This window comes from Cyclobacterium sp. L-R (assembly GCF_056859355.1).
In genome coordinates, this window is record NZ_JBSXOH010000081.1 from 1 (window position 1) to 26,356 (window position 26,356).

Below are 26,356 nucleotides of genomic sequence, written 5' to 3' on the forward strand. Positions count from 1 at the left end.
TTGCTTAAAGTACCTGAAAGTACTTCCATAACGATTTTTCTCCTTGCATCTTCGGAGAACTTTTGTAATTCACTCATTTTGTCCGATTATAGGTTTACAATTTTTAATTAAATTGTGTCAACCTATTTCAGTACACGACCCCAATGCCAGGGGTGATAGTCTGTCCCGTGTTTACGGGAAGTGTTGCAATCGCAAGAAAATCAGGCTGTTTGAAGATTTCAGCATAGCACCGCTATGGTGAAATTGAAAATAGCAACGAAGTGGCTGATTTTAAAGCGATTTCAGCACTTAATAGAATGTCTTATGCATATTTCGGGATAAAATAATCACAAGAAAATAGGTTCGGTTTGCTAGCATGCAAAAAGCCCACTCAATATTTCGCTTTGTATCAAAGCAAAATATTGAGGGGCCATTACTTTTTGGCATTAAAACCTTTAGCAATACAATTTTATAAGGAAAACTGTCCACTTGCATATGCTTTCGCAAAAGCAGACACAAGAAATTGAATTGCGAGTATTACTATCAAAAGCAATTACTGCCAACCACCACCAAGTGCCCTATATAAATTGGTAAGGGCTTCCATCTGCGCGTAGCGGGTATTGATTAATTTAATCTCAGAATTCAATGCATTTTCCCTAGCGGTGATTACTTCCAGATAATTGCCAATACCATTGTCAAGCAATTCTTCGGAATACTCAATGGCCACTCTATTGGCATCCAGTTCTTTCCTTACCAAAGCCTCTTTTTCTTTTGCCGAATCAAAATTATAAATGGCATCGGAAACTTCCTTTTCAGCTGTTAAAATGGTTTTTCTGAAATTCAAATAAGCTTGCTCTTGTTGGGTTAAAGAAACTTCAAACTGGGTTTTCAACCTTCTACCATTTAAGATAGGTTGGGTTAAACCACCAATTACATTGGCAAAAACAGAATTAAGGCTAAACAACTGATCCAACTCCAAACCTTGAATACCTCCTGTACCAGAAATGGTCAGGGATGGGTAAAGATTCGTCTTGGCCACATTGCTCATTTCAAAAGCATTAATTAATCCGTATTCCGCTGCAAATACATCCGGCCTATTGCGAAGCAATTGCACTGGAAAACCAATGGACAATGCTTCTGGTAGCTGCTGATCATCCAAGTCACCTCGAGAAATATCCTCAGGTGATTTGCCCAAGAGTATGGAAAGGGTGTTTTCTACCAAATGTAAGTCTCTTTGCAAATCAACTTTCAAGGCCTTTGCCGTATAGAGCTGCGCTTCCGTTTGCTTCACGCCTACCTCTGTAACAATTCCTGCAATTTTCAATGAAGCAGTGGTTTCCAAAGCCTGTTCTCTATTTTTGATCGTTTCATTGGTCAATTCCAATTGCTGGTCCAATGCCAACAACCTGAAATAGAGATTGGCAATGTCATTGATCAATCGAGTTTTCACTGCCTGATGAGCTGCAATTGATTGCAAATAGGATGCTTCAAATGCTCTTCGCTGACTTCTAATTTTACCCCAAATATCAGCCTCCCAAGAAAAACCAGCAGAAACCTCATATTGGGTAATTCCCCCATCAAAGAAAGCCCCGAACTGTGAGTTTTTTGACAATTCCTGATGCGTTACTTTTCCTGTTCCGCTCAAGGTGGGCAATTGCCCCCACTTCCCTTGTTTGTAATAGGATTGGGCTTCAAGAATATTTTGTAAAGCCATTCTAATATCTAAATTGGCTTCTAATCCTGCTTCTATATGGCGCACTAGATTTGGATCGGAGAAAACCTCTCTCCAAGAATAATCAGCCATCGAAATACTGTCCTCCGGCAATAAATCCGTTCTGTAATAAACCTCATCCACTACTTTATCCGATTGTTCGTAGTCTTTTGCCACAAAACAAGAAGATAATAGCAAGGACAAAAAAGGTATATATAATAGACTTTTATTTAACATAGTAATTAAGCATTTTCTAAAGCTTCAACTTCTTTTTTACGACCGACTTTTTCTTGAAGCCATTGAAATAATATAAACAAAATAGGGATGACAAAAACGCCTATAACTGTACCTATCAGCAATCCTCCTACAGCACCGGTACCAATGGACCTGTTACCTGCGGCACCTATACCATTGGCAAAAGCCAGCGGTAATAAGCCTATTATAAAGGCAAATGATGTCATAAGAATTGGTCTAAGTCTCACCTTGGCCGCATCAAAAGCTGCATCTACTATAGATGCACCTGCAGCCCTTCTTTGCATGGCAAATTCAATTATCAAAATGGCGTTTTTAGCCAGCAAGCCTATCAGCATGACCATTGCGATTTGAAAATAAATATTCGCCTCCATACCTAAGAAATAGGTGGTCAAATAAGCGCCCATAACACCTACAGGTAAGGACAATAGAACGGCAAGAGGAATCAGGTAACTTTCGTATTGGGCAGCCAAAATAAAGTAAACGAAAAGAACACTAAGTAATATAATGATGGTAGTCTGACTACTTGCATTGATTTCCTCTCTGGTCAAGCCTGAATAATCTACAGTAAAGTTTCTCGGTAGACTCTTTTCATTCACCTCCTGAATTGCCTTAATCGCATCTCCTGTACTGTATCCCGGTGCTGCTGCTCCATTGATAGAAACAGAGTTAAAAAGGTTAAACCTTGTTACTGCCTGAGGTCCATAAACCCGCTTAAGAGATAGGAACTCAGAAATAGGTGCCATTTCTCCCTTACTATTTCTAACAAATAATGAATTGAGATCATCTACTTCAGACCTATCCTGAGGCATGGCTTGAATATAAACCCTATATTGCTTACCAAATTTGGAAAAGTCAGCGGCGTAGATACTTCCAATATAGCCTTGAAGCGTTCCCAAAATACTGCTTACACTTACCCCTGCCTCTTTGGCCTTAGGTATGTTTAGCACCATCTCATATTGTGGATAGCCGGTACTAAATGCAGTTTGCGCATAAAGGATTTCAGGCCTGCCCATCAATTCTCCCATGTACTCTTTGACCTTTTCGTCCAGCTCATTAAAGCTACCTCCAGTTTGATCCAAAAATTTAATTTCAAAACCCGAAGACACTCCAAACCCAGGAATACTTGGAGGAGCAAAGAATAAAATTTTTGCTCCAGGAATACCCGCAGCTATACCGAACATTTTCCCTATCAAAGCTTTGGCAGACAAAGAGTCTGCTCCCCTTTCTTCCCAGGGTTTTAATCGGATAAAGCCCAGACCGAAATTGCTTCCTTCACCAGAAATTAAGCTGAATCCATTGACCATGGATCCACCTTCTACTCCAGGCAGATTTTCAATGGCATTCATTAATTCCTCTGTAACAGCAACAGTTCTATCAAGTGAAGCACCTTCTGGCAATACAATATCAGTAAATATTAAGCCTCTATCTTCTTCAGGAACAAAGCCAGTTGGAGTGTTTTCAGCAGCCCAAATAATTGCTCCGAAGGATATAAGTAAAATCACAGCTGTAATCCACTTGAATCGATACAAGATTTTTAACGCAGCTACATACCTGGCCGTGGTTACTTCAAAGGCCCTATTAAAACCATTGAAGAAGCGTTTACCCAAGCTAAGTTTCCTGTCAGGATGGTCCTCATGAGGTTTTAATAATAAAGCACAAAGCGCAGGACTTAAAGTCAATGCATTGACAGCAGAAATAGCTATCGCCAACATAAGGGTAACTCCAAACTGCTCGTAAAAAACCCCGGTAGGACCTGTTATAAAGGTTACAGGTATAAAAACAGCCCCCATTACAAGGGTAATTGAAATAATTGCTCCTGTAATTTCTTCCATGGCCTGATGAGTGGCATGTCGTGCTTTTTTTGCTCCAGCCTCCATTTTGGCATGTACAGCCTCTACCACGACTATGGCATCATCAACCACAATACCAATGGCTAAAACCAGAGCGAAAAGCGTCAATAAGTTAACCGAATACCCCAGAATATTTAGGAAAAAGAAGGTTCCAACAATTGAAACCGGTACTGAAATAGCAGGAATCAATGTCGATCTAAAATCCTGAAGGAAAATAAACACAACGATAAAAACCAAAATAAATGCCTCAACAAGCGTAGTTACCACTTTAGCAATGGAAGCATTTAAGAAATCATTGGTATCAAAATTTATGAAAATCGACAAACCTTTAGGAAATCGATCTTCAAGGTCATTCAAAGAAGCTTTGACGTCGTTAATTATTTCCTGAGCATTGGACCCAGGTGTTTGGTATACAGCCATACTCACACCAGGATTCCCATTGGTATATGACATTACCGAATATCCCTGTGCTCCCATTTCAACCTTTGCAACATCCTTCAAACGCAAGAACTGTCCATTACCCAATGCTTTGATAACAATGTCCTCATACTGGGCTTCGTTTTTGTAGCGGCCTCCATATTTAATGACATACTCAAATGCCTCGGCATTATTCTGTCCAATAGAACCAGCTGCTGCTTCCAAACTTTGCTCATTAATGGCTGCAGTCACATCTGAAGGCATCAAACCATAAGCGGTAAGCTTATCTGGCCTAAGCCAAATTCTCATGGCGTAATTCTTAGACCCAAATACTGTCACATCCCCTACTCCTTTAATCCTCTTCAGTGTGGGTATAACATTGATGTTTAGGTAATTTTGAATAAAAGTGGCATCATAATCAGGATTATCTGATACCATGGTAAAAAACATCAAGGAACTGGTTTGCTGTTTTTGTGTAATCACCCCCGATTGAACCACCTCACTTGGAAGTAGAGGATTGGCTCTAGCCACCCTATTCTGAACATTTACCGCTGCGATATCCGGATCTACACCTTGTCGAAAAAACACTTGAATTGTAGCTGTCCCACTGTTACTTGCAGTAGAGGTGATATAATCCATGTTCTCCACCCCATTCACCTGTTCCTCAATGGGAATAATTACACTTTCCAATACTGTTTCAGCATTTGCTCCAGGGTAAAAAGCTGTTATTCGAACTGTTGGGGGAGCAATGTCTGGATATTGACTTACAGGAAGGGATATCAAGCCCAAAATCCCAAGAATTAGTATTAGGATAGATACTACGGTAGATAATACCGGTTTGTCTATAAATTGTTTTAGCATTTTATCTTATTTAAAAGCTACTTTTAATTTTCCAGCCACACTGTCGAAAGGCGCAAGACGAGGAGCAATTTTCATCTGATCTCTCAACTTATCAATACCTTGGTAAACAATTTTATCTCCTTCTTCGATACCTTCATCAACGACTAGAAGTAGACCTACTTTTGCACCAATTTCAATCAATGCTTCCGTAACAACTGAATCTGCTCCTACCTTGTACACGTAGGTTTTACCTTGTTGCTCATAAATAGAAGCCTCTGGAATTATAGGCTTATTATCATAGGTCTTAGGAATGCGTATCTTGCCACTGTTGCCATGTGCCAGCAAGCGATTTGGGTTTGGAAAAGTTGCTCTAAAACTAACTGTTCCAGTAGTTGGGTTTACCTGACCGGTAACCGTCTTTATTTTCCCTTTGAGTGAATAAATCTGCCCATTGACTAACTCAAGTTCTACCTCTGACATATTTTTCAATTTATCATCAAGGGTTTCTCCTTTGGTAACCTGAAGCATGTTCAGGTATTCTTTTTCATTCATGGAGAAAAAGGCAAAAACATTGTCTACCTGAGAAACAGTGGTCAAAGGATCACTAGGACTAACCAAAGCGCCTTCACGATAAGGAATAGCTCCAACATGTCCGGAAACAGGACTCTTTATTGTAGCGTAAGCAATATTGGCGGATATACTATTATAAGTAGCCATGGCTTGATTGTACCTGGCTTCAGCAGTTTTTAACTGAACGCCACCAATAATTCCTTTTTCTACAAGTGGTTTTAATTTATCAACATCTACCTTGGCCGCCTCAACATTCGCTTTGGCAGCAGCAGCGTCAGCATTTAAAGATTGTGTCTCAAGTTTAAATAGGCTTTGGCCTTTCTTTACAGCCTGACCTTCATCTACCATTACTTGAGTTATATAACCTGAAACTTTTGCCCTGACAGAACTACTTACAACTCCCTCTAAACTGGTTGGATAAGTATCGTATCCTGTTAAAGTCCTGGATGGAATCTCAATAATGGGAATCGAAGGCGCCGGCCTCATTCCAACATTTTTGGTTTCTCCCTCTGAACAGGATTGGAACAATGCCATGAGCACTATAAGAAATACAAAAGAAAATTTGTTCATTTAATCAAAGAATTTATTTATGGTAATTAATAGTTTTGATTGCAATTATACTTGGGACATGCCAACCCATAATTTATTGATCAGAAGCTCTCTATCTGTTTCTTCCAATAATATGGAGCCAAAAACATTGATTTTAGAGGCCATGACCACACTGCCCATATACATGGCAACATAAATCTCGGGTTTGGCTGGCTTTAGGTATTTTTTATCAATGCCTTCCTTAAGAAATTTAAAATAGGCTCCGGTGAAATGGTGAGGACTACGTTCAAAATTATAAGGTGAATTAATAAACTGTTCAAAAAATACCAGAACTTTTGGATGCTGTGTATAATAGAGGTACAATTTCTGCCACCTTAAATAGTACCTCTCCTTATAGTCCTCTTTTACATCTACTTGGCTTGAAATATAAGCTTCCAACTGACTACGGAAATAGCAGTACATTTTTTTCATTAAGTCATCTTTACTAGAGAAGTAATGGTAAATCGTTCCTGTGGAGACTTTGGCTTCTTTGGTCAATAAACTCATGGAAGTACCATGAAAACCATATTTGGCCACAAGTTCTAGCGCTCCATTATAGATGGCTATTTCTTTTTCTGAAAACTCTTGTGCTTCTTTCATAATCTATAGATTGAACGTTCATTCTAAACGCAAAACTAAGAACAAGAGTTCTGGCCACCAAGAAAAATCAGTTAGTATTTTAATAAATACGGCATATAATTCTTACAGAGAATAAATAATTACGAAATTCAAAAGAATCATTTTAAAAAAATAAACTATAATAAAAGTTCTTCAACTGAATGCAAGGAATTAATAGGAGGTAAATACATTAAATTCAAAATATTAAAATTCTGAAAAAAATCTTAAATTATACCAATTTAGAATACCATTGTAACGGAGCTAGGCTATATAAATCCGATAAATAAAAAAATGCTGACCCACGTATGCTTGGATAGGATGGTTTTAGAAATAGTAAAAAGGCCTTATCCTTCTCAAGATTGAAAAATAAGTTTAATATTATAAACCTATTCCAAGTTACAAATTGCCCATTTAATCACTATTCTTACTTCAAATACACAGTTAATTCACATCAAATTCCTGAATTAAAATGAATTACAATTTACTTAAATCACTTTCAACAGTCGTCTTCCTGTATTTTTTGTCAGTTCAGGTTCTGTTGGCCCAAAACTCAAATCAACAAGCACAAATCACACAACCTTTTCATCTTACTGCTATACCTTGGGAGAGCGAAGAAGTATACAAAGACGCTTTCTTAAAACTCATAGAAGCCACCTGTTTGGTAGTAGCAAAACAGCAGGACGAGAAAGGAGCCATCATAGACCCCTACCTCCATCGAGAGCACCAGTATTCCACTCCGTATTTTGCCTTTGCTGTTGGGGTTCTTCTAAAAGCTGAGCATGGTGATTTACTTAAAGAGGCAGGAATAAAAGCCATGGAGCATAGTACGCTGGCCTTTTCTCAAGGCAGTAAAGCTATCCCTGACGAACATGGGGAATTTTTTATTAGCCCGCTAAGCAATGCTTTAGCTCTTTACCAACCCCATGTCTCTAAAAAACAATTTGAGCTTTGGCAAAAACGAATGAAAACACCTTTGGTTGAGGTCATGCAAAATTTCGATGGCAGAACAAACAATTGGTGTACCTATGCGATGAAAGGAGAATGGAATCGTGCTCAACACCAACTTAGCACCAAAGCATTTGCTACTGAATTTATAGAAACTGCATGGACACAATACAGTCAGAAGATCAGAATTGTCAATGACAAATGGAACATGTATCAAGATTGGAGCAGTGATCCTCAATCCCTGGCGGTGGAAGCTGTTGGCAGAGGGAATCTAATTGCATTAGCTACTGAGGGCTATGATGGGCCCTCCTCAATTGAAATCCTTGAAGCAGTAAGAAGAGGGACATACACCAGCCTATATACACAGGCACCTGATGGTCAGGCGCCACCAAACGGAAGAACTGACAATCATATTTTCAATGATGTATTGTACCAGTTGGCATTTGAAGTAATGGCAGAAGATGCTTGGAAAAATGGCAATAAATACCTCGCTGGTCAATACAGAAGAGCTGCCAACCTTGCCTTTAAAAGTATCCATCGCTGGCAAAGAAAATCAGGTCCCTTCTCTGGCTCTTTTTACATCACCAAAAATCAATTTGATCCTGGGGACAGAGTTGGTTACCAACCAGCCAGTCAATGGGGAAATTATACCGGGGCATTTATCCAACATTTATCGGAAGCCTGGCTTATTCGACAATCGGCCATACCTCAATTCCCTGCCCCTACAGAAATTGGAGGTTATGCCTTTACCACTGATAACAGATTTGGCGCCTTCTTTGCCAATGCCGGAGGTTTTCAGGTGATGATAAACCTAAGAGGAGCTACGGTACCAAAATACGGTTTGAGCTGGACCCCATTGGGTGCTGTACGAATGGTAAAATCAGGTTGGGACGGACGTTTAGGTCCCTCGGATGGGGAGCACGACCTTACCAAAACACCTTCCTTTGAGATGAAAACGGGAAATGGAACCTTAGTAGACAGTTATCGCCCACAATCTGGAATAAGCTTTGGTCCTGAATGGATGGAAAGAGGGCATTGGGTAAGAATAGCTGATGTGCCTGCTACTTATCAGGCAGAGGCTGAAATTCATTTTGTTCATCCTCTATTGGTTCGGTTCACCATCCATTATAATTTTGTAACAGGTAGAGGTGGGCCCTATTTTAGTCAGGAATTTATTCTAACTCCAGATCTTCTGGTTACCAGACTAAAGAATGCCCAAGACCTACCCTTCGGTCTGACAGTACCTTTATTAGAAAATGATGGTAATCAACTCTTAACAGAAATAAGCGAAAATTCCGCACATACTGGATTTTCCGTAAATGGAGACCAACAATATTTTATAGGCCTTAATGAGGACATTCAAACAGACAGTTCGGGGGAATCCATCCAAAGCACTTATGGTTGGTTAAAACCTGTTAGGTTTGAATCAAAAGACCCTTCCATAGATCTTTTAGTATATCCTAAATCAGCTTCAGGAATAAGTGCTAAAGAAATAAAGAAAACTTTTGAGTGGAAAAAAAATGGCTTTAGCACTGCACTGGCTAGTATTGAGGGAAATCAATACCGTGGAGTTCATGCTGCGGGAGGAGAAGGAGAAGCTATGGATTTAGATGGGGATGGAATTGTCGATGTGACCTTTGACCAAAAATGTCTTTTTATGTTTCAGTTAAAGAAGGGGATGATTCATCGTGTAGAAACAGATCGGAATGTTATTATGAAGTACCAAAACAAAACGTATCATTTATCAGCCTCTGAACCAATTACCCTGAATTTTTAAAAATACTTGTATTTTTCTTACATACATACTAAGTCAATCAAACAATCCCACTAATTTTGCAAGATTATTTGCAACCTTTACCAATATATCATGGCTTACAAATCAATTACCTTTTCCTTTTTCATATTAATTATACTTGCCTCAGGTTTTTCTTGTTCAGGGAAATTAGATACTGGGGCCATAAATATGGAAAACTGGAAAAAGGACCGTAATGGTTGCCTAGGTTTACGCCTACAGGATGTGGAAGAAATAAGGAAATTAAAAAACACTTTTCTAGCAAAAAACAACCAAGAAATCATCATTACTTTTGGCCGCCCAGATCGGGTAGAGCTTGTAGATAAGAGTCAAAGCTTTTTTATCTACTTCCTCGAACCTTCAGATCGCTGTGAGCAACAAATAGAAAAAGAACCCCTAAAGGTTCTTTTTCGACTCAATGCTATAAATAAGGTAAGTGAAGTTACGGTAACCACCCTTAATCCATAAAACATAATGCTGCTGCACCTAAGGTGCCTGCATCATTTTCTAATGTAGCTCTTTCTAACTTTAAGTCATTAAGGTAATAAGGACTTAAATATTGACGAATTGTTTTCTCCATTTGAGGTTGGATAAACTGAAGGGCAGCTGATATACCACCTCCAAAATACACCTCAGTAACATCCAAAATACGTATTGTGGACACCAATGCTTCTCCTAAAATTGCACCTAATTCGGCAAAAGTTCTTAAAGCAATTCCGTTTCCATTTTTCGCAGAAGCTACCAGTAAGTGAATTCCCAATTCCTGGTCTTTTAATTCACCAATTTCATCTGGATACTGCTCTATCATCTTAGCAGCCATAGTGAGAATACCATTTCTTCCGATTAAAGGTTCTAGCCTGCTATTTCCCCTAGAGAGCATATGCCCAACTTCCATGGCATTACCACGAACACCTTTAAACACTTTTTTGTCAAGAATAAGGGCACTTCCTATGCCTGTACCCAAGGTAATAAATAGGTAATTATCAGAAATTTTTTCTTTCCCAAAATGGAATTCACCTAAAGCAGCGGCACTAGCATCATTCTCAAGATGAAAAATAATATCTGGGTAATTTTCTAAAAGCGCCCCCTTTAAATTAAAACCATTTAGTTCAGAAATGGCTGGTATTTCTAATGTGGTCGTTCTGTCTTTACTTACTAAGCCTGGAAGGCCTATTCCAACATGTTTTACCTCAGGATTACTTTTAAGGTATTTTCCAACTACCTCCACAAAAGCCTTATTAAAACCCTGTGCACTTTTACGAAGTAATGCTGTTTCCTCTTTGCCAAATTGAATAATTTGACCACGGGTATCTACCAAGCCTATTTTTACGTGAGTTCCTCCCACATCTATGCCTAAAAACACTTCAGTTTTGTTATTCATTCTATACTCTAATCAAATTACAAGATGTAAATACCGCTTATTAAGCCTTTGATCAACGATCAATTTAACGAAAAATCAGGTTGATCTTAAAATAGTGAACAGGGCAAAAATAGCAGATTTTCCTACTAATTCCTTTTTTCAATAATATAATTGATAAAATAAACTTTATGAGGTCATTTAGACCTTATATATGCCATCTTCTTTTATTACGATGATCTTTTTCCGGTACAGTTGTCCGATGCACTGTTTGAAATGCTTCTTGCTCATTCCCAATGTCTCCTTTATGATATCAGGAGATGATTTATCCGTAAGCGGTAAAAAATTTTTATCCTGCAAGAGGCTTAATATTTGATCTGCTCCTTCATCAAATTTCTGACGACCTATAGGAGTAATAATTAAATCAATCTTATTGTCCTCTCTTATTTTTTTAACAAATGCACGAACCTTATCGCCAATGGCCAATGGTTTAAAGACCTCATTTGAATAAATGAGACCTTCATAAAAGTCATTGATCAATACCTTATACCCTAAATCAGTGCTGTCAAAAACCAAGGCATTCACTTCCTGCCCTACTTCAAATCCACTGGTATCAGATAAAATAAAGTCCTCATACTTGCTCACCCCAATCAAACGCGAGGTGCGGTGATCCACACAAACAAACACCAAAACCTTTTCCCCAGGTTTTACATCCTGACGCATTTCTGAATTGGGAAGAAACAAATCCTTCTCCAGACCCCATTCCAAAAAGGCACCAATACTTGTTACATCTTTCACTTCTAATACAGCAAACTGATCCAGCAAGGCCAATGGATGATCCGTAACTGCTACAGGCCTGTCTTCACTGTCTGTGTAAACAAAAACTTCCTTAAAATCCCCTTCTTTCTCCTCTCCACTAAGGTACCTTTTAGGTATTAATAACTCATCCCCATCACTTAAAGCGAGGTAAGCACCATTGTCTGTAAACCGATTTATCGGTAAGGTGCTGATTTTTCCTAATTCTTTCATATTGTTTTTCCGTCAGATTTGTATTTAGCTACAATCGGACGCAAAGGTAATGATTTTTAACAGTGTTTTATTCAAGCTTTTAAAGTCGGCTTAACTGGAGAGTAATAATCCCTTCTATCTACCAGTAGAGCAGCTATAGAATGAAAAATAAATATCTTCATTGACCATCAATTAATTTTAATATTCATTCAAAATAAACTTAAACCCGGATTATGTAATAGGATTTCTCCGCCCTGACAAGGTCAGGGGTGATGCCTGTCCCGTGTTTACGGGAAGTGTTACAATCGCAAGAAAAACAGGCTGTTTGGATATTTTAGCATAGCACCGCTATGGTGAAATATCCAAACAGCAACGAAGTGGCTGATTTTGAAGCGATTTCAGCACATAATAGATTGTCTATTGCCTATTTCGGGTTAAACCAAGACATGTTTCTACATTTTTTTAGGCTCAAAATTATTATTAACCCTATTTTAGGTTTTCTTTGTGTATATAAAACAAATCTTTCCACACCAAACTAACAACATGGAGTCCATAATATACGCCCTAAACAACATCATTTGGAGTAATGCTTTAATTGTCCTTTGCTTAGGTGTCGGAATTTATTTTTCAATTGTCACCAAATTCCTTCAAATCCGCTATTTCAAGGAAATGATAAAATTATTGTTTGGTGGCGAGTCTTCAGATAAAGGGGTTACTTCCTTTCAAGCTTTTGCCATTGCCATATCAGGCCGAGTTGGAACGGGGAATATTGCAGGGGTTGCTACAGCTATAGCCATGGGAGGACCTGGTGCAATTTTCTGGATGTGGATCATCGCCTTCCTAGGAAGTGCATCGGCATTCATTGAAGCCACACTTGGTCAAATGTACAAAGAAGTAAAAGATGGTCAATACCGAGGTGGTCCCGCCTTTTATATATCAAAAGGTTTGGGAATTCAATGGTATGCCGTTTTGTTTGCTTTTGCCACCATCCTAAGCACAGCCTTTTTTCTTCCCGGTGTACAAAGTAACAGTATTGCCATAAGTGTTGAAAATGCCTTTGATGTACCAGTTTGGATTACTGGCTTGCTAATTTGTGTTTTTCTTGCCCTTATTATTTTTGGAGGTGTAAAGCGTATTGGAAAAGTCGCTCAAATTGTCGTCCCTTTTATGGCTGCTGCTTATATCATCATGGCAGTGATAATAATGATATTGAATTTCACAGAAATTCCAGGAGTGATTCATTTAATTATAAGCTCTGCATTTAATACTGAAGCCACATTCGGTGGAATATTTGGAATGGCCATTTCCTGGGGTATTAAAAGAGGGATTTATAGCAATGAAGCTGGTCAGGGAACAGCCCCTCATGCTGCAGCCGCCGCAGAAGTAAGTCATCCAGTTAAGCAAGGCTTGGTGCAAGCTTTCTCTGTATATGTTGACACGCTTTTTATCTGTACAGCTACTGCATTCATGATTCTATTTACCGGACAGTACAATGTAGTCAATCCAGAAGGTGGATTTTTAGTAGAAAACCTTCCTGGAGTAACTTTCGGACCAGAATTTACCCAATACGCAATTAGTCAACACTTTCCTGATTTAGGTGCAGGATTCATTGCCATCTCTTTGGCTTTTTTCGCTTTTACTACCATTATGGCCTATTATTATATCGCTGAAACCAACCTAAGCTTCCTTCAAGGAGACAAAAATAGAAAGTGGCCTGTGTTTTTATTACGGGTATTAATATTGGTGGCTACCTTTTATGGAACTATAAGGACTGCCGAGCTGGCATGGACCTTAGGTGATATTGGAGTGGGAATGATGGCTTGGCTCAATATGATTGCCATAATATTATTAAGGAAGCCAGCAATGGCTGCATTAAAAGACTATGTAGATCAAAGAAAAAAAGGTCTAGACCCTACCTTTGATTCCAATAGTCTAAATTTAAAAAACATCAAAGAATGGGACAATATCGATTAATAGCTTTTTGCCCAAATCCACTTTAATTTTATTGTCTCAATCCATTTTTAACTTTTGGTAAGATTATTGAAAGGGTTAGAAATATTTTCTTACCTTTTTAGTACTAAATCATAAACCTGAAATAAAAATGGAAAAGTTTCTTTCTCAGCCTACCAATGGAAGCCTTGTTCTACTGCCTACCCTTTTTATGGTATGGTCGGATACACTTTTAACCGACAGCGAACATCAAGCATTTCAATCCTTTTTCAAAACGGTAGATTGGTTGAGTGAAGAAGACCGCAAATATTTAGTAGCCAAGCTAGATCCACAATCTCCACCTTCCAGGGAAGAAATGGAAATGTGGTGGCAAACAATAAAATCGGCTGTTGATAACAACACAAATTATCCCCATCTTTCAAGTATTGGACTTGAAATTCTTAAAAAATATGCACCCGAAGTAGCCCATACTTTCCCCATGTCCAGGGTAGAACAGGAATTGTGGAATTTGGAGGACCAGTTGGGCATCATAGGCAGATCTGCCGCTTTAACTTTTAAATCCTCCCACTCCAATATATCCACCTCCTACGAAACACAAGTAGGCTTCGATATAGCCAAGTTAACAGCACTTCTTGATGGAAAAAGAAAACCATTAATCGATGAGGTTAAATCTCTTATCGCCAAGAAAGAATTCGATTATGTGGATCCGGGCAACTTGAAAGATTTCCGTGAACAGGTATTAATATGGTGTAAAATATTGGCTGAAAAAGGATATGGTTCTATAGGTTTCCCTAAAGAATATGGAGGAAAAAATGACATGGAAGGTTACTTTACAGTAATGGAAACCCTAAGTTATAGGGATTTGAGTACTGTAATTAAGTTTGGTGTTCAATTTGGCTTATGGGGAATGAGTGTATTAATGCTCGGAACAAAAAAGCACCATCAAAAATACCTCAAAGCAATTGGAAGCCTTGAATTACCAGGTTGCTTTGCCATGACGGAGACCAATCATGGATCCAATGTAAGAGGGATAGAAACAACGGCTACTTACAATCATGCCGAAAAAACCTTCACTATCCATACCCCGCATATTAATGCCCGCAAGGAGTACATTGGCAATGCTGCACTACATGGGAAAATGGCCACTGTTTTTGCCAAGTTGATAATTGATGGCAAAGACTATGGTGTTAGCACTTTTATAGTTTCTCTAAGAGACGATCAGGGGAAAACCTTGCCAGGAATATCTATAGAAGATTGTGGGAGAAAAATGGGGCTCAATGGTGTAGACAATGGATTGATAGGCTTCGACAATGTCATTGTACCCAAAGAAAATATGTTAGACAAATTTTCTTCCGTAGATGATGAAGGCAATTTCCAAAGTCCTATTGCTAGCGATAATAAAAGGTTTTTCACAATGCTTGGAACCCTTGTAGGTGGAAGAATTGGAATACCTCGTTCGGCCCTTGCTGCTTCAAAGTCAGGCCTAACCATTGCCATAAGGTATGCTGACAAACGCCGCCAATTTGGACCTGATGGCACATCAGAAGTCCCTATCTTAAACTACCGCATGCATCAGCGGAGACTTCTGCCACTACTTGCCAAAACTTATGCCTGTCATTTTGCAATGGAACACATGACAGATCGCTTTCTAAATAGAAAAGAAAGCGAAATGCAGGAAATTGAAGCACTGGCAGCTGGCTTGAAATCCTATGTAACCTGGCACAATACTAGCACCTTACAAGAATGTAGAGAAGCCTGTGGGGGAAAAGGATATTTGTCTGAAAACAGAATCGACGCTTTAAAAAATGATTCAGACGTGTACACCACATTTGAAGGGGACAATACGGTTCTTTTACAGTTAGTAGCTAAAAGTAGACTTAGTTCCTATAAGAAGCAATTTGAGAACATGAACTTGTTCACTGTTATTGATTATGTAGTCACTAAAACAAAAACTACACTCTCAGAGAAAAACCCACTTATCATTCGAAAAACTGATGAGGCTCATTTATTAGACCCTGATTTTCATTTAAATGCTTTTCAGTACAGAGAAAGTAGCATTCTGAATTCTGCTGCCAAAAGATTAAAGCGTTTGATGGATGAAGGGATGGACCCTTTTGACGCAGTGAACGTTGCACAACATCATTTATTCACCTTAGGAATGGCTTTCATTGAGCGGGTAATTTTAGAACAGTTTATTGAGAAAATCAAACAAACAACGGATCCGGAATTGAAACTTGTACTAAAAAGACTTTGCGATCTTTTTGCCTTATACCAAATCGAAACCCATAAGGGTTGGTACCTAGAACAAGGTTATATGGAAGGTGGTAAAGCCAAGGCCATAAGGAAAATGGTCAATCAATTGTGCTGGGAAACACGTAAAGACGCAGTTCCATTGGTCAACGCATTTAATATACCCGATTCCTGTCTTTCATCACCTATTGCTACCTAGGTCAATATATGGAAGAAATCATCGTTTTTGCCACGCTGGGCTTATCCCTTCTGTTTTTTATTTGGGGAAAGATCCGTTACGACCTTGTCGCACTTTCTGCTTTAATATTACTTGCCATACTTGGTCTGGTACCTTATGATGAAGCCTTTATGGGCTTTAGCCACCCTGCCGTAATTACAGTAGCTGCCATCTTGGTAGTAAGTAAAGGTTTAGAAAATTCAGGAATCGTCAATGTTTTGGTGGCGTTTATGGATAAGGTTGGTAACAATATCACCTTACAAATTGCCACCCTTTCAGCTGCAGTGGCAATTGCTTCTGGCTTTATGAACAATATAGGCGCTTTGGCCATTTTTATGCCTGTGGCCATTCAAATGGCTAGAAAGCACAATTATTCTCCTTCGCTTATTTTAATGCCTATTGCATTTGCTTCCCTTTTGGGAGGTTTGACTACACTAATAGGCACCCCTCCTAATATTATTGTGGCTTCCTTTCGTGCACAAAGTGGTGAAGTAGCTTTTGGCATGTTTGATTTTACCGTCGTTGGCATGTCAATAGCAGCAGCTGGGGTGCTTTTTATCTCTTTGTTGGGCTACCGACTGATTCCGAAAAGGACCTCGAATCAAGCCAATGAAGCTTTGTTCAAAATTGAAAACTACATTACGGAAGTCATCATTCCTAGTAATTCACCCCTTGAAAACAAAGCCATAAAATTCATCACTGATGACAAAGAATTAGACGTCAAAGCCCTTGGCATCGTCAGAAACAAAATAAGAATTCATGCGCCAAGCCGCTATTTTGTGCTTATGGCGAATGACATCATCGTATTGGAATCCAATACGGATGACCTGGAGGAATTCGTTAACAAGTACCAAGTTAAACTTGTTGGGGATGAAGAATTGATCGATTATATTGAGGATGAAAATGAGATAATCAATACCGAAGGCATCCTCCAAGAAAGTTCCCCATTAATAGGGCAAACGGCCTCAAGTATTCACATGAGATCTCGCTATGATGTCAACTTATTGGCATTGTCCCGAGGAGACAGGACCTTAATTAAGCGGATTGATCATGAGGTATTTCGTTCAGGGGATGTTTTGCTTTTACAATTACGAAGAAACCGTATTTCAGATACGCTTAATGAAATGAAATGCTTCCCTTTGGCCAAAAGAAGCATTAAAATAGGTAAACCAAGGCGTACCTTATTGGCTGTTGGCCTGTTTGCTTTGTCCATTATTGCCGTGGTGATGGGTTGGTTACCAGTTGCCATTTCTTTTACGCTTGCAGCTATGGGAATGGTGGTTAGTAGGATACTTCCATTAAATAACCTTTATACCAGCATTGATTGGCCTGTGATTGTTTTGCTTGGTGCCATGATACCTGTGGGTGAAGCCTTCGAAACAAGTGGTGCTGCCACTACAGTAACTAAATTGATTTTATCAAGTTCGGATAATTTACCAGCCTGGGCCTTGCTAGGATTAATTATGCTCACTACCATGCTCCTGTCAGCATTAATTAACAATGCCGCCACGGTTGTACTTATGGCTCCAATTGGTTTGCAGATCGCATCCGTATTGGAACTGTCCGCTGACCCTTTTCTAATGAGTATTGCAGTAGGGGCATCCTCCTCTTTTCTTAGCCCTATAGGTCATCAGTCCAACACGTTGGTTCTTGGACCGGGAGGTTATCAGTTTGGGGATTATTGGAAACCGGGATTGCCCCTTTCCTTACTCGTAATGGCAGTAGGAATCCCTGTTATTCTTTGGGTATGGCCACTTTAACCCAAAATATGCAATAGTATAAAAAATGGCGGTAATGATACTTTTTTTCACATCATTACCGCCAAAATTACGCTCTATATCAGCTCCAAATTAATTAGCAGGCTCACTTCCCCACCAATCGGCATTGGGTTGCCAGTCTTTATCTAGAAAATCAAGTCTTTGTTTTTCTAACCTCGGCATCAATTCATTCTCCATTTGATGGATGCGCTTTTGAAAAAGCGCTTTGTCGAATTCTTGATCTGGAGTAGGCATTAAAACTGCTTTACCTTCCAAGTAATTGCCCAATAAAGTAGAAAGGGCCTCTTTTTTATCAGGATGAGCAGCAGACAGTTCATTCTCTTCGAATGCATCTTCAGTTATATGGTACAATTCTTCATGTCCATCTTCAAAATACCTAATCAACTTCCATTCACCTTGCCTTACCATGGCTGAAGGCACTCCTCCCTGATTACCATAATGTGGATAATGCCAGAAAATAGCACGCTCATCCAATTTACCTCCTTCGAATATGGGTTTCAAGCTTGTGCCCTCAACTTCCTGAGAAAAGTCCACATCCCCTGAAATTAAATCCACCAATGTAGGGAGAAAATCAGCTCCCACAACCGGATAATCGATTGGTGCTTGTGGTTGGGTTCCTGGTACCTTTATTAAATAAGGAACCCGAATTCCTCCTTCCCAATGATGACCTTTCCCTCCTTTTACCAAGAGATTGGCGGTTGCAAAGGCATCCCCGGCTACTACCCCCCCATTATCAGAAGTAAACACGACAATGGTATTTTCTGCTAGGCCTAGGCTTTCGAGCTGTTTCATGACAATGCCTACTGCATCGTCAACATATTCCACCAAACCAGCATAATTTGGATTATCCTGAACGATTCTATAGGGTAGTTTATCTCCCATTTCAAAACCATGGTCTGCTATGCCCATAGCTTCGGCCTTGTCTCTGTACTTCGCCCATTTTTCCCTGCTCGTTTGTACAGGAGCATGGACAGCATAAAAGGACAAAAAGGCTAGAAAAGGTTCATCTTTGCTTCGTTCAATAAAATGAGCTACTTCATTTGCCAACCTAAGGGTTAGATTTTCGCCATCCGGGCCATCTTTAAGCTTGGGGTTTTTGTAAGGGGAGAAAAAGCCTCCTGCGGGAGAACCTTTGTCCCAGCCTCCTACATTTTCATCAAAGCCATGGTCTTCAGGATAACTTCCTTCATCCCCGAGGTGCCATTTCCCGGCATAAAATGTCTTGTATCCATTGGCTTTAAAGGCTTCGGCAATTGTAGTACTCTCTTTTGGAAGGTGATACTGATAAGTTGCCGGCAACATAGGGTCATGTCTATTATGTTCTCTCCAGGTCTCCCCTGTTTTTGCTCCGATCCAATCTGTGATACCGTGGCTTGCAGTAAATTGTCCGGTCATAATGGTAGCACGGGCAGGGCTACAAACCCTGCTTCCTGAATACCCATTGGTAAACTGATAACTTTCACTGGCCAATTTATCAATATTGGGTGTCTCATAAAAAGGAGAACCTGCGTAGCCTAAATCAGCATACCCCATATCATCAACCAAGATAAACACTACATTAGGAGCCTTCTCAACTTCTTCTGAAGTACATGAAAAAAGCCCTAAAATCATCAGGGACAATGAATTTATAAAAATGTTCTTTCTATTCAGCATTATTATTGGGTTTGTTTAGAGGGAAATTATTGCTCCAACTCGGAAGCATACAACTTGAATACTGGATTTGGACTATGGTTGGACTCCATCAATTTTTTAAATTCTTTAACTAAATCTGGATATTGTTCTGCCAAATTGTTTTCCTCTGAAGGATCTTCTTCCAGGTTATACAATTCAATTGGAGGATTGTTGTTTTTCCTTAGGTTAAGTCGAATGGCTTTCCATTTACCTTTTCTAATAGCCTGTTTTCCTCCCTGCTCTATAAACTCCCAATACAGGTATTCGTGGTTATCTTGATTGTCCTTATTTCCTGTAAGAATAGGAGCGAAAGATATTCCATCGGTATTTTTAGGAAGTTCACTTCCAGTTAATTCTGCAATGGTAGGATAAATATCCCAAAATGCTGAAATATGATCCGTCTGTCCAGGCTTGATCTTACCGGGCCAATTGGCAATCATAGGCACTCTAATTCCTCCTTCGTAAAGATCTCGTTTATACCCTCTCCATGGGCCATTACTGTTGAAAAAATCAGGATCAGCTCCTCCTTCTTTATGCGGACCATTGTCTGAGGTGAAAATGATCATGGTATTGTCCCTGATACCTAATTCTTCCAATTTGGCTACAATTTCTCCTATCTGCTTGTCTAGTAACTCTACCATTGCCACAAAAGCAGCACGTGGTTCTTCTTGAGACATGTAACCACCAATTTTATAATCTTTCCCTTCATCAACCCCTTCATAAGGAGTTTCTACAAACCTGCCTCTATAATTTTTCATGATTTCCTCAGGAACGATTAATTCTGCATGCGGAATTATTGTAGGTACATAAAGGAAGAAAGGATTTTGACTATTGTCTGTTATAAAATCTAAAGTCTTTTCATGGATAAGTTCAGGTCCATATTCTTCAAGTTTAGTACCCGCATTTCCTTCTAATACCAAGGAGTCCTGATTGTCCCATAAGTGAAAAGGGTAATAGTTATGCCCCATTCTTTGGCAGTTGTAACCAAAAAACACATCCACACCCTGTTTATTAGGATCTCCTTCAGAACCGGGATAACCCAGTCCCCATTTTCCAAATGCACCCGTAGCATAGCCTGCCGCTTTTAAAGATTCAAAAACTGTAAATACCGAATCTGGTAGCGGGTATTGTCCTTCGGGCTTGATTTCATAATTACCTCTTACAGGTGCATTCCCCGTATGTAAGCCTGAAACTAGGGTACTTCTAGAAGGTGCACAAACTGTAGAGCCCGAGTAATGCTGGTTAAAAAACAAACCTTCTTTGGCTAATTTATCAATATTTGGAGTAGCTATGTACTCCTGACCATTAAAGCTTAGATCCCCATAACCAAGGTCATCCGCTAAAATGTAAATGATATTGGGTTTTGGTGTGGAAGTTTCACTGGCTGAATTATTTTGCTGCTTTTGGCTACATCCTGCCAAATGCATGGTTGTTAGGCCAATGAAAGCCAAGAAAGTAATTTTTTGCATAAATCTAAATTCTATTCAAAAGGTATATTGGACTCAAAAGGTAAATTGGACTATCGAGATAAAGCGGATCATACAATAAGATAGTTAATTCTAAATCCGGTTTAACAGGCAAATTACATATTCTTTAGATTAATTAAAATGGCCTACTAAGCATTTACGCTTTTGTGTGCTGCTATAAATGCTGGTGCTAAGGTAATTCCCAATCCAGGACCTGTTGGGACTTCTACCATTCCATTAACACTGCTAAGGCTAGAAGAGGAGTTGACTAAAGGAATCTCATGGTTGAAACCTTTAAATTCATGATAAGGTCCAGCATTAGGTAAGGCTGAAACAAAATGCATCATGTACAAATAACCTAACCCTGAACCTGATATATGGGGTGTACAAGTTTTACCTTTTGTAGCCGCCATATTGGCTACTTTCATTGCACGAATCATACCACCAAAATAAAAAATATCAGGTTGGACAATGTCAAGAGCATCATTTTTTATCAACCACCTAAAATTTCTCATACTGGGTTCTTGTTCACCGCCGGCTATTGGAATTTTTATGGCATTGGTAACTTTCAGGGTTTCCTCATACCAGTCAAAAGGAACAGGTTCCTCATAAAAATCGTAACCGTAATCCTCCATTATTTTGCCAATTCGAATAGCTTCTTCAACAGTGTAAGAGCCGTTCGAATCTGCATATATAACCATTTTTGGGCCGAACCTATCCCTCACCATTGGAATCAGGGCCTCAGTTCTTCCTTTTGGAAAATCCTGGTTATTACTCATCCTGCCCCCTACTTTAAACTTTAAGGCTTTTGCTCCAGTAGACCTAACTTGAGCTTCAATAAGGTCCACAGATTCTTCTGCAGATTTACCACGAAAATTATTGGCTTGGTAAACGGCTATTTTAGTATGATGAATTTTACCCAACATTTCACCTATACTTTTATTGGCCAATTTGCCTAATAAGTCCAGTACAGCAAATTCGAGGGTAGCGAGTGGTACCCATAAAGCTAGGCTTTGTAATTTATAATTGCTCTGATAAACATAAACTTCATCCAATAATCGCTCCCAATCCCTGGCATCTTTACCAATAAAAAAAGGTTGAATTCGATGTATGAAAATTGGATACAAGTCTTTCATCTGCATATTATTGCTTACCGATATACCTTCTGCACCATCATTAGATTTGACCCTACATATAAAGTTGTTTTCCTTCCTTAATAATTCTATGGATTTTATCCATACAGGGCTAGTTAGGTTAGTTGTAATTAAAACAGGTGCTTTCAGAGCCATGTCTATTTCTTCCTCCTGAATTTCATTCAATTTTCCTTTTGCTTTACTTAAAGTATTCACTCCAAGCGCGCCTAAAGTAGAGGCCAAAGTGGCTTTTTTAATAAACTTTCTCCTTTCAGTGTCCATACTATAAGGTTAGCCTTTATTTAATTTGAATTGAATACAAGCCTGTTCGAGCGGTTACAAATAGGGTTTTATTGTCTGCTCCCCCAAAAGTGAGGTTTGCTGGAGTCTCAGGAAATTTTATGGTTCCAAGTAGTTTACCTTTTGGAGAAAACACCAAAACGCCGCCTGGCCCAGTGGCAAAAACATTCCCTAGTGGATCTACTTTAATACCATCGGGGTTTCCCTCACCTGTCAAGGCTGAAGCATTGTAAAATACTTTCCCCTTTCCAACTTTACCAGATTTGCTAATTGTATACTTCATAAAAAGCTTAGGTTGTCCAGAATTGGCTACATATAGGGTACGTTCATCCGGTGACAATGCCAATCCATTGGGTCGGTACAGGGTATCGTCTATTAGTTGGGTTTTTCCATTGTGATATTTGTATACACCATTAAAACCTAAGGTATCAGATGCATCCTTTGGTCTACCATAAGGTGGATCTGTAAAATAAATCGCTCCTTCACTATCAACAATTACATCGTTGGGACTATTAAAGGCGGTACCTTTTAAGTTGTCAACAATGGTAGAATAATCACCATCTGGACTAAGTCTGCTAATTTTTCTACCACTATGTTCTGCTATGATCAAATTCCCCTCATTATCAAAGGTCAAACCATTTGCATTATTGCTGGGCTGACGAAACGGGCTAATCTCACCTGTTGGATGTACTTTGTAAATGGTGTTAGCGGGTATGTCACTAAATAGCAAATATTGGCCTTCATCATTCCATACAGGGCCTTCTGTGAATTGAAAGCCATCTGACACCTTAATGACAAGACTCTCTTCATCCACAAGATCTAATAATGCGGGATCAGAGATTTCCAAATGCTGTCCGTAGATTGAGGAAAGGCAAAAGGAACTTACAAGTATTAAAACAAGCCTTTTCATATTATTTTGGGTTTAAATTCAAATACAGGGTTTTACTTATGAAATATAAACCTAAACGATTAAAAACCCATAAAAAAACACAGAATATCAGCTAATTATAAATTGAAAACATCAATAACTGGTATCATCAATTTTTACTTTTCCTCTAAAAGTAATGTAAACAAAAGCAGTATAACCTAGCACCAATGGGGTGCCTATTGCTGCAAAAGTAAGCATAATCCCTAGTGACTTATCGGATGAGGCCGCATTATAGACCGTAATGGTATGTTCAGGATCTAGGGTAGAAAACAATAAATTGGGGTACAGTTCGATCGCTACCAACACAAGTAATAAACTTATGGTTAGAGAAGAAAATAGAAAAGCCTTTCCATATTTTCTTTTACTTGCCAATCTTGGCACATTCGCAATGCATAGCAAAGCAGCCAATGGAACAATAAATAGTTCCGGAGCACTTCTAAAGGTATCGGACAAATGGGGAATATAAATCAAAGTATACAAAGAAGTAATTCCAAAACTTACCATAAAGAAAATCATTCCCTTCTTTAACAGAATAGTCAATTTGGCAAACATCCTTCCTTCTGTTTTTAACAATAGATATATGGCTCCATGAGACATCATAAGTGCTAGTGTGGAAATTCCCACCATTATTGCATAGGGATTTAAAAAGCTTAAAAACCCATCCCCTTCATATTCAAAACCCTCTCCGATGGGCATACCCAAAAGAACATTTCCCAAAACCACCCCTAGAAGAAAAGGCAATAGAATACTTGATACAGAATAAGAAATATCCCACATTTTTCGCCACCAGAGCATGGGTTCTTTGCTTCTAAATTCTATAGAGACGGCCCGCATGATAATGACCAGCAAAAACAGCATAAATGGAACGTACATACCTGACAACAAAGTGGCATACATCACAGGAAATCCTGCAAATAGTGCCCCCCCACCAATTACCAACCAAACCTCATTTCCATCCCAAACTGGGCCTATGGCATTCAAAGCCAATCTTCGGCTTTTTTCTTTTTTGAAAAACAAATGCCAGGCTCCTGCGCCAAAATCAAAACCATCTAGGATAGCATAGCCAGAAAACAAGCCCCCTACCACCAAAAACCAAAGCGTCGGATAATCTAATCCAAATAAAGTTTCCATATCTATTTATTTGTTAGGTGAAAAAGAGGCCGCAACTTCTTGCTGAAATGGTCGGTCATCATCTTCCTCCTCATCGTAAGGCCCATGTTTTATTTTCTTGTTTAGTAAGTAAAGGAAGAGCAATAAGAGAATAGTATATACAATAAAAAACAAAACCAATGAGAACATTACCTGATTGGCTGTGACCGATTTGCTCAAGGCATCACTGGTACGAAGCAAGCCATATACTACCCAAGGTTGTCTCCCCATTTCGGCAGCAAACCAACCCACCTGATTGGCTATTTGAGGGAGTATCACAGCAAATGAAAAGACCCACAGCAATCGCCTACTTTCAAAAAGCTTTCCTCTATACCATTGCACACAGCCTGCAAGGGTTAGTACAATCAGAAACATGCCTATACTTATCATGATATGGTAAAACTGGAAAACAGCATTTACCTGCGAGGGGCGATCTTCTTCCGGAAAAGCATTTAAACCTGTAACGGGAGCCCCAAACTCATAATGCAACAAAAAGGACAAGCCCCCGGGAATACTTAATCCGGTAACAGTTTGTGAAGACTTATCTACCCAGCCGAATAGATACATGGGTGCAGGAGCTTCTTTCTCAAAATGTCCCTCGAAAGCTGCTAATTTTGCAGGTTGGTTTACTGCTACCCCATTTGCCGAACTATGTCCTGAAACCAATTGTGCCAAAGAAAAAACAGTGGCCACAACCAAGGCAATTTTAAAAGCCTTTTTAGAAATTTCCACATACCTTCCTCTGCGTAAATAATAAGCATGAACACTCAATACAAGGAAAGCACCTGCTAAAAATGCTCCCTGCCAGGTATGAACAAGGCGGTCCATGCTAGATGGGTTGAAAACCATTTCCCAAAAATCAACGATCTCTGCCCTGGCCTCCATTCCTTCACCTACTATATGAAAACCGGCGGGGGTTTGTTGCCAACTATTAGCTATAACAATCCAAACAGCCGAAAACATGGAACCTAAAAACACGCCTAAAGTAGCCACCCAATGCACCCAAGGTTTGACCCTATCCCAACCGAATAGCAATACCCCCAAAAATCCACTTTCAAGGGCAAAAGCAAAAATACCTTCAGCGGCCAAAGCACTCCCAAAAACATCTCCTACATAGCGGGAATAAGTTGCCCAATTGGTGCCAAATTCAAACTCCATCACAATACCAGTGGCCACTCCTATGCCGAATGTCAGGGCAAAAATCTTGGTCCAAAATCTGGCTAAAACTTCATAATCTTTATTTCCGGTGCGTAAATAAAGGCTTTCCATAATTACCATTACCAATCCAAGACCAATACTTAATGGAGGATAGATATAATGGAAAGCAATGGTAAAAGCGAATTGTATTCTGGAGAGAATTTCTACATCCATCGGTCTTTCTTTTTTGGTTTGACACTAATTCAGCCCCGATAACCCTATATTCCCTTCGTGATTATCAAAACCAATTAATACTAATCTGTCTTACTATATTGCCTCAGACCAATGGAATAAAGCCCTGTGTCTGACAGGTATAAATATCAGAAGATATAATTAAAAAAAACAGTTATTTTGACCATAATTATCAGGCATTAATTAATTTAAAGG

At 39.2% G+C, this 26,356-nt stretch carries 17 protein-coding genes; 5 read left to right on the forward strand and 12 right to left on the reverse strand.

Annotated features, from left to right (window positions below; translation table 11 throughout):
• Window positions 1–532: 532 nt before the first annotated feature.
• From AC13EX_RS15005 to AC13EX_RS15020, 4 genes are read right to left on the reverse strand one after another with little or no spacing between them, the layout of a single operon-like run.
• On the reverse strand, window positions 533–1,927 hold the full coding sequence (locus AC13EX_RS15005) for an efflux transporter outer membrane subunit (protein ID WP_482893311.1): 1,395 nt from the start codon (window positions 1,925–1,927) through the stop codon (window positions 533–535).
• A gap of 5 nt (window positions 1,928–1,932) precedes the next feature.
• Window positions 1,933–5,073 carry an efflux RND transporter permease subunit gene (locus AC13EX_RS15010; RefSeq protein WP_482893312.1) on the reverse strand — a complete coding sequence of 1,047 codons (3,141 nt, stop codon included), beginning with the start codon at window positions 5,071–5,073 and terminating at the stop codon, window positions 1,933–1,935.
• A 6-nt stretch (window positions 5,074–5,079) separates the two neighbouring features.
• The gene (locus tag AC13EX_RS15015; protein WP_482893313.1) at window positions 5,080–6,192 is read right to left on the reverse strand and encodes an efflux RND transporter periplasmic adaptor subunit; all 1,113 of its coding nucleotides are present in this window, start codon (window positions 6,190–6,192) and stop codon (window positions 5,080–5,082) included.
• A gap of 45 nt (window positions 6,193–6,237) precedes the next feature.
• Window positions 6,238–6,810, reverse strand: a complete 573-nt coding sequence (locus tag AC13EX_RS15020; protein ID WP_048643383.1) for a TetR/AcrR family transcriptional regulator — start codon at window positions 6,808–6,810, stop codon at window positions 6,238–6,240.
• Between the two features lie 487 nt (window positions 6,811–7,297).
• Here AC13EX_RS15020 and AC13EX_RS15025 point away from each other — a divergent pair, with 487 nt between their 5' ends.
• Complete coding sequence (locus AC13EX_RS15025; RefSeq protein ID WP_482893314.1) at window positions 7,298–9,550, forward strand: hypothetical protein; 2,253 nt, start codon at window positions 7,298–7,300, stop codon at window positions 9,548–9,550.
• A gap of 90 nt (window positions 9,551–9,640) precedes the next feature.
• The gene (locus AC13EX_RS15030; protein ID WP_048643381.1) at window positions 9,641–10,033 is read left to right on the forward strand and encodes a hypothetical protein; all 393 of its coding nucleotides are present in this window, start codon (window positions 9,641–9,643) and stop codon (window positions 10,031–10,033) included.
• Here AC13EX_RS15030 and AC13EX_RS15035 read toward each other — a convergent pair.
• Together AC13EX_RS15035 and AC13EX_RS15040 are read right to left on the reverse strand one after the other, a co-directional pair.
• Entirely contained in the window at window positions 10,023–10,946 is a 924-nt protein-coding gene (locus AC13EX_RS15035) for an ROK family protein (RefSeq protein WP_048643380.1), read from the reverse strand. The genes AC13EX_RS15030 and AC13EX_RS15035 overlap by 11 nt on opposite strands.
• A 177-nt stretch (window positions 10,947–11,123) precedes the next feature.
• Window positions 11,124–11,951 (reverse strand): CvfB family protein, encoded by an 828-nt coding sequence (locus AC13EX_RS15040; protein ID WP_482893315.1) that lies wholly within the window; start codon window positions 11,949–11,951, stop codon window positions 11,124–11,126.
• A 522-nt stretch (window positions 11,952–12,473) separates the two neighbouring features.
• Between AC13EX_RS15040 and AC13EX_RS15045 the strand changes: the two genes are divergently transcribed.
• The 3 genes from AC13EX_RS15045 (at window position 12,474) to AC13EX_RS15055 (ending at window position 18,107) form a co-directional block, all read left to right on the forward strand.
• Entirely contained in the window at window positions 12,474–13,904 is a 1,431-nt protein-coding gene (locus AC13EX_RS15045) for an alanine/glycine:cation symporter family protein (protein WP_482893316.1), read from the forward strand.
• 127 nt (window positions 13,905–14,031) lie between these two features.
• On the forward strand, window positions 14,032–16,329 hold the full coding sequence (locus AC13EX_RS15050) for an acyl-CoA dehydrogenase family protein (protein WP_482893317.1): 2,298 nt from the start codon (window positions 14,032–14,034) through the stop codon (window positions 16,327–16,329).
• An 8-nt stretch (window positions 16,330–16,337) separates the two neighbouring features.
• Window positions 16,338–18,107, forward strand: a complete 1,770-nt coding sequence (locus tag AC13EX_RS15055) for an SLC13 family permease (RefSeq protein ID WP_482893318.1) — start codon at window positions 16,338–16,340, stop codon at window positions 18,105–18,107.
• Between the two features lie 90 nt (window positions 18,108–18,197).
• Here AC13EX_RS15055 and AC13EX_RS15060 read toward each other — a convergent pair whose 3' ends face one another.
• From AC13EX_RS15060 to AC13EX_RS15085, 6 genes are all read right to left on the reverse strand, one after another.
• The gene (locus AC13EX_RS15060) at window positions 18,198–19,778 is read right to left on the reverse strand and encodes a sulfatase (protein ID WP_482893319.1); all 1,581 of its coding nucleotides are present in this window, start codon (window positions 19,776–19,778) and stop codon (window positions 18,198–18,200) included.
• Window positions 19,779–19,804: 26 nt separating this feature from the next.
• On the reverse strand, window positions 19,805–21,265 hold the full coding sequence (locus AC13EX_RS15065; RefSeq protein WP_482893320.1) for an arylsulfatase: 1,461 nt from the start codon (window positions 21,263–21,265) through the stop codon (window positions 19,805–19,807).
• Between the two features lie 146 nt (window positions 21,266–21,411).
• Window positions 21,412–22,677 (reverse strand): mandelate racemase/muconate lactonizing enzyme family protein, encoded by a 1,266-nt coding sequence (locus AC13EX_RS15070; RefSeq protein ID WP_482893321.1) that lies wholly within the window; start codon window positions 22,675–22,677, stop codon window positions 21,412–21,414.
• A 16-nt stretch (window positions 22,678–22,693) separates the two neighbouring features.
• Window positions 22,694–23,605 (reverse strand): SMP-30/gluconolactonase/LRE family protein, encoded by a 912-nt coding sequence (locus tag AC13EX_RS15075; RefSeq protein ID WP_048643373.1) that lies wholly within the window; start codon window positions 23,603–23,605, stop codon window positions 22,694–22,696.
• A 111-nt stretch (window positions 23,606–23,716) separates the two neighbouring features.
• Window positions 23,717–24,754, reverse strand: coding sequence for a cytochrome d ubiquinol oxidase subunit II (gene cydB, locus AC13EX_RS15080; RefSeq protein WP_482893322.1), 1,038 nt, complete (start codon window positions 24,752–24,754; stop codon window positions 23,717–23,719).
• Between the two features lie 6 nt (window positions 24,755–24,760).
• On the reverse strand, window positions 24,761–26,143 hold the full coding sequence (locus tag AC13EX_RS15085) for a cytochrome ubiquinol oxidase subunit I (protein WP_482893323.1): 1,383 nt from the start codon (window positions 26,141–26,143) through the stop codon (window positions 24,761–24,763).
• Window positions 26,144–26,356: the final 213 nt, after the last annotated feature.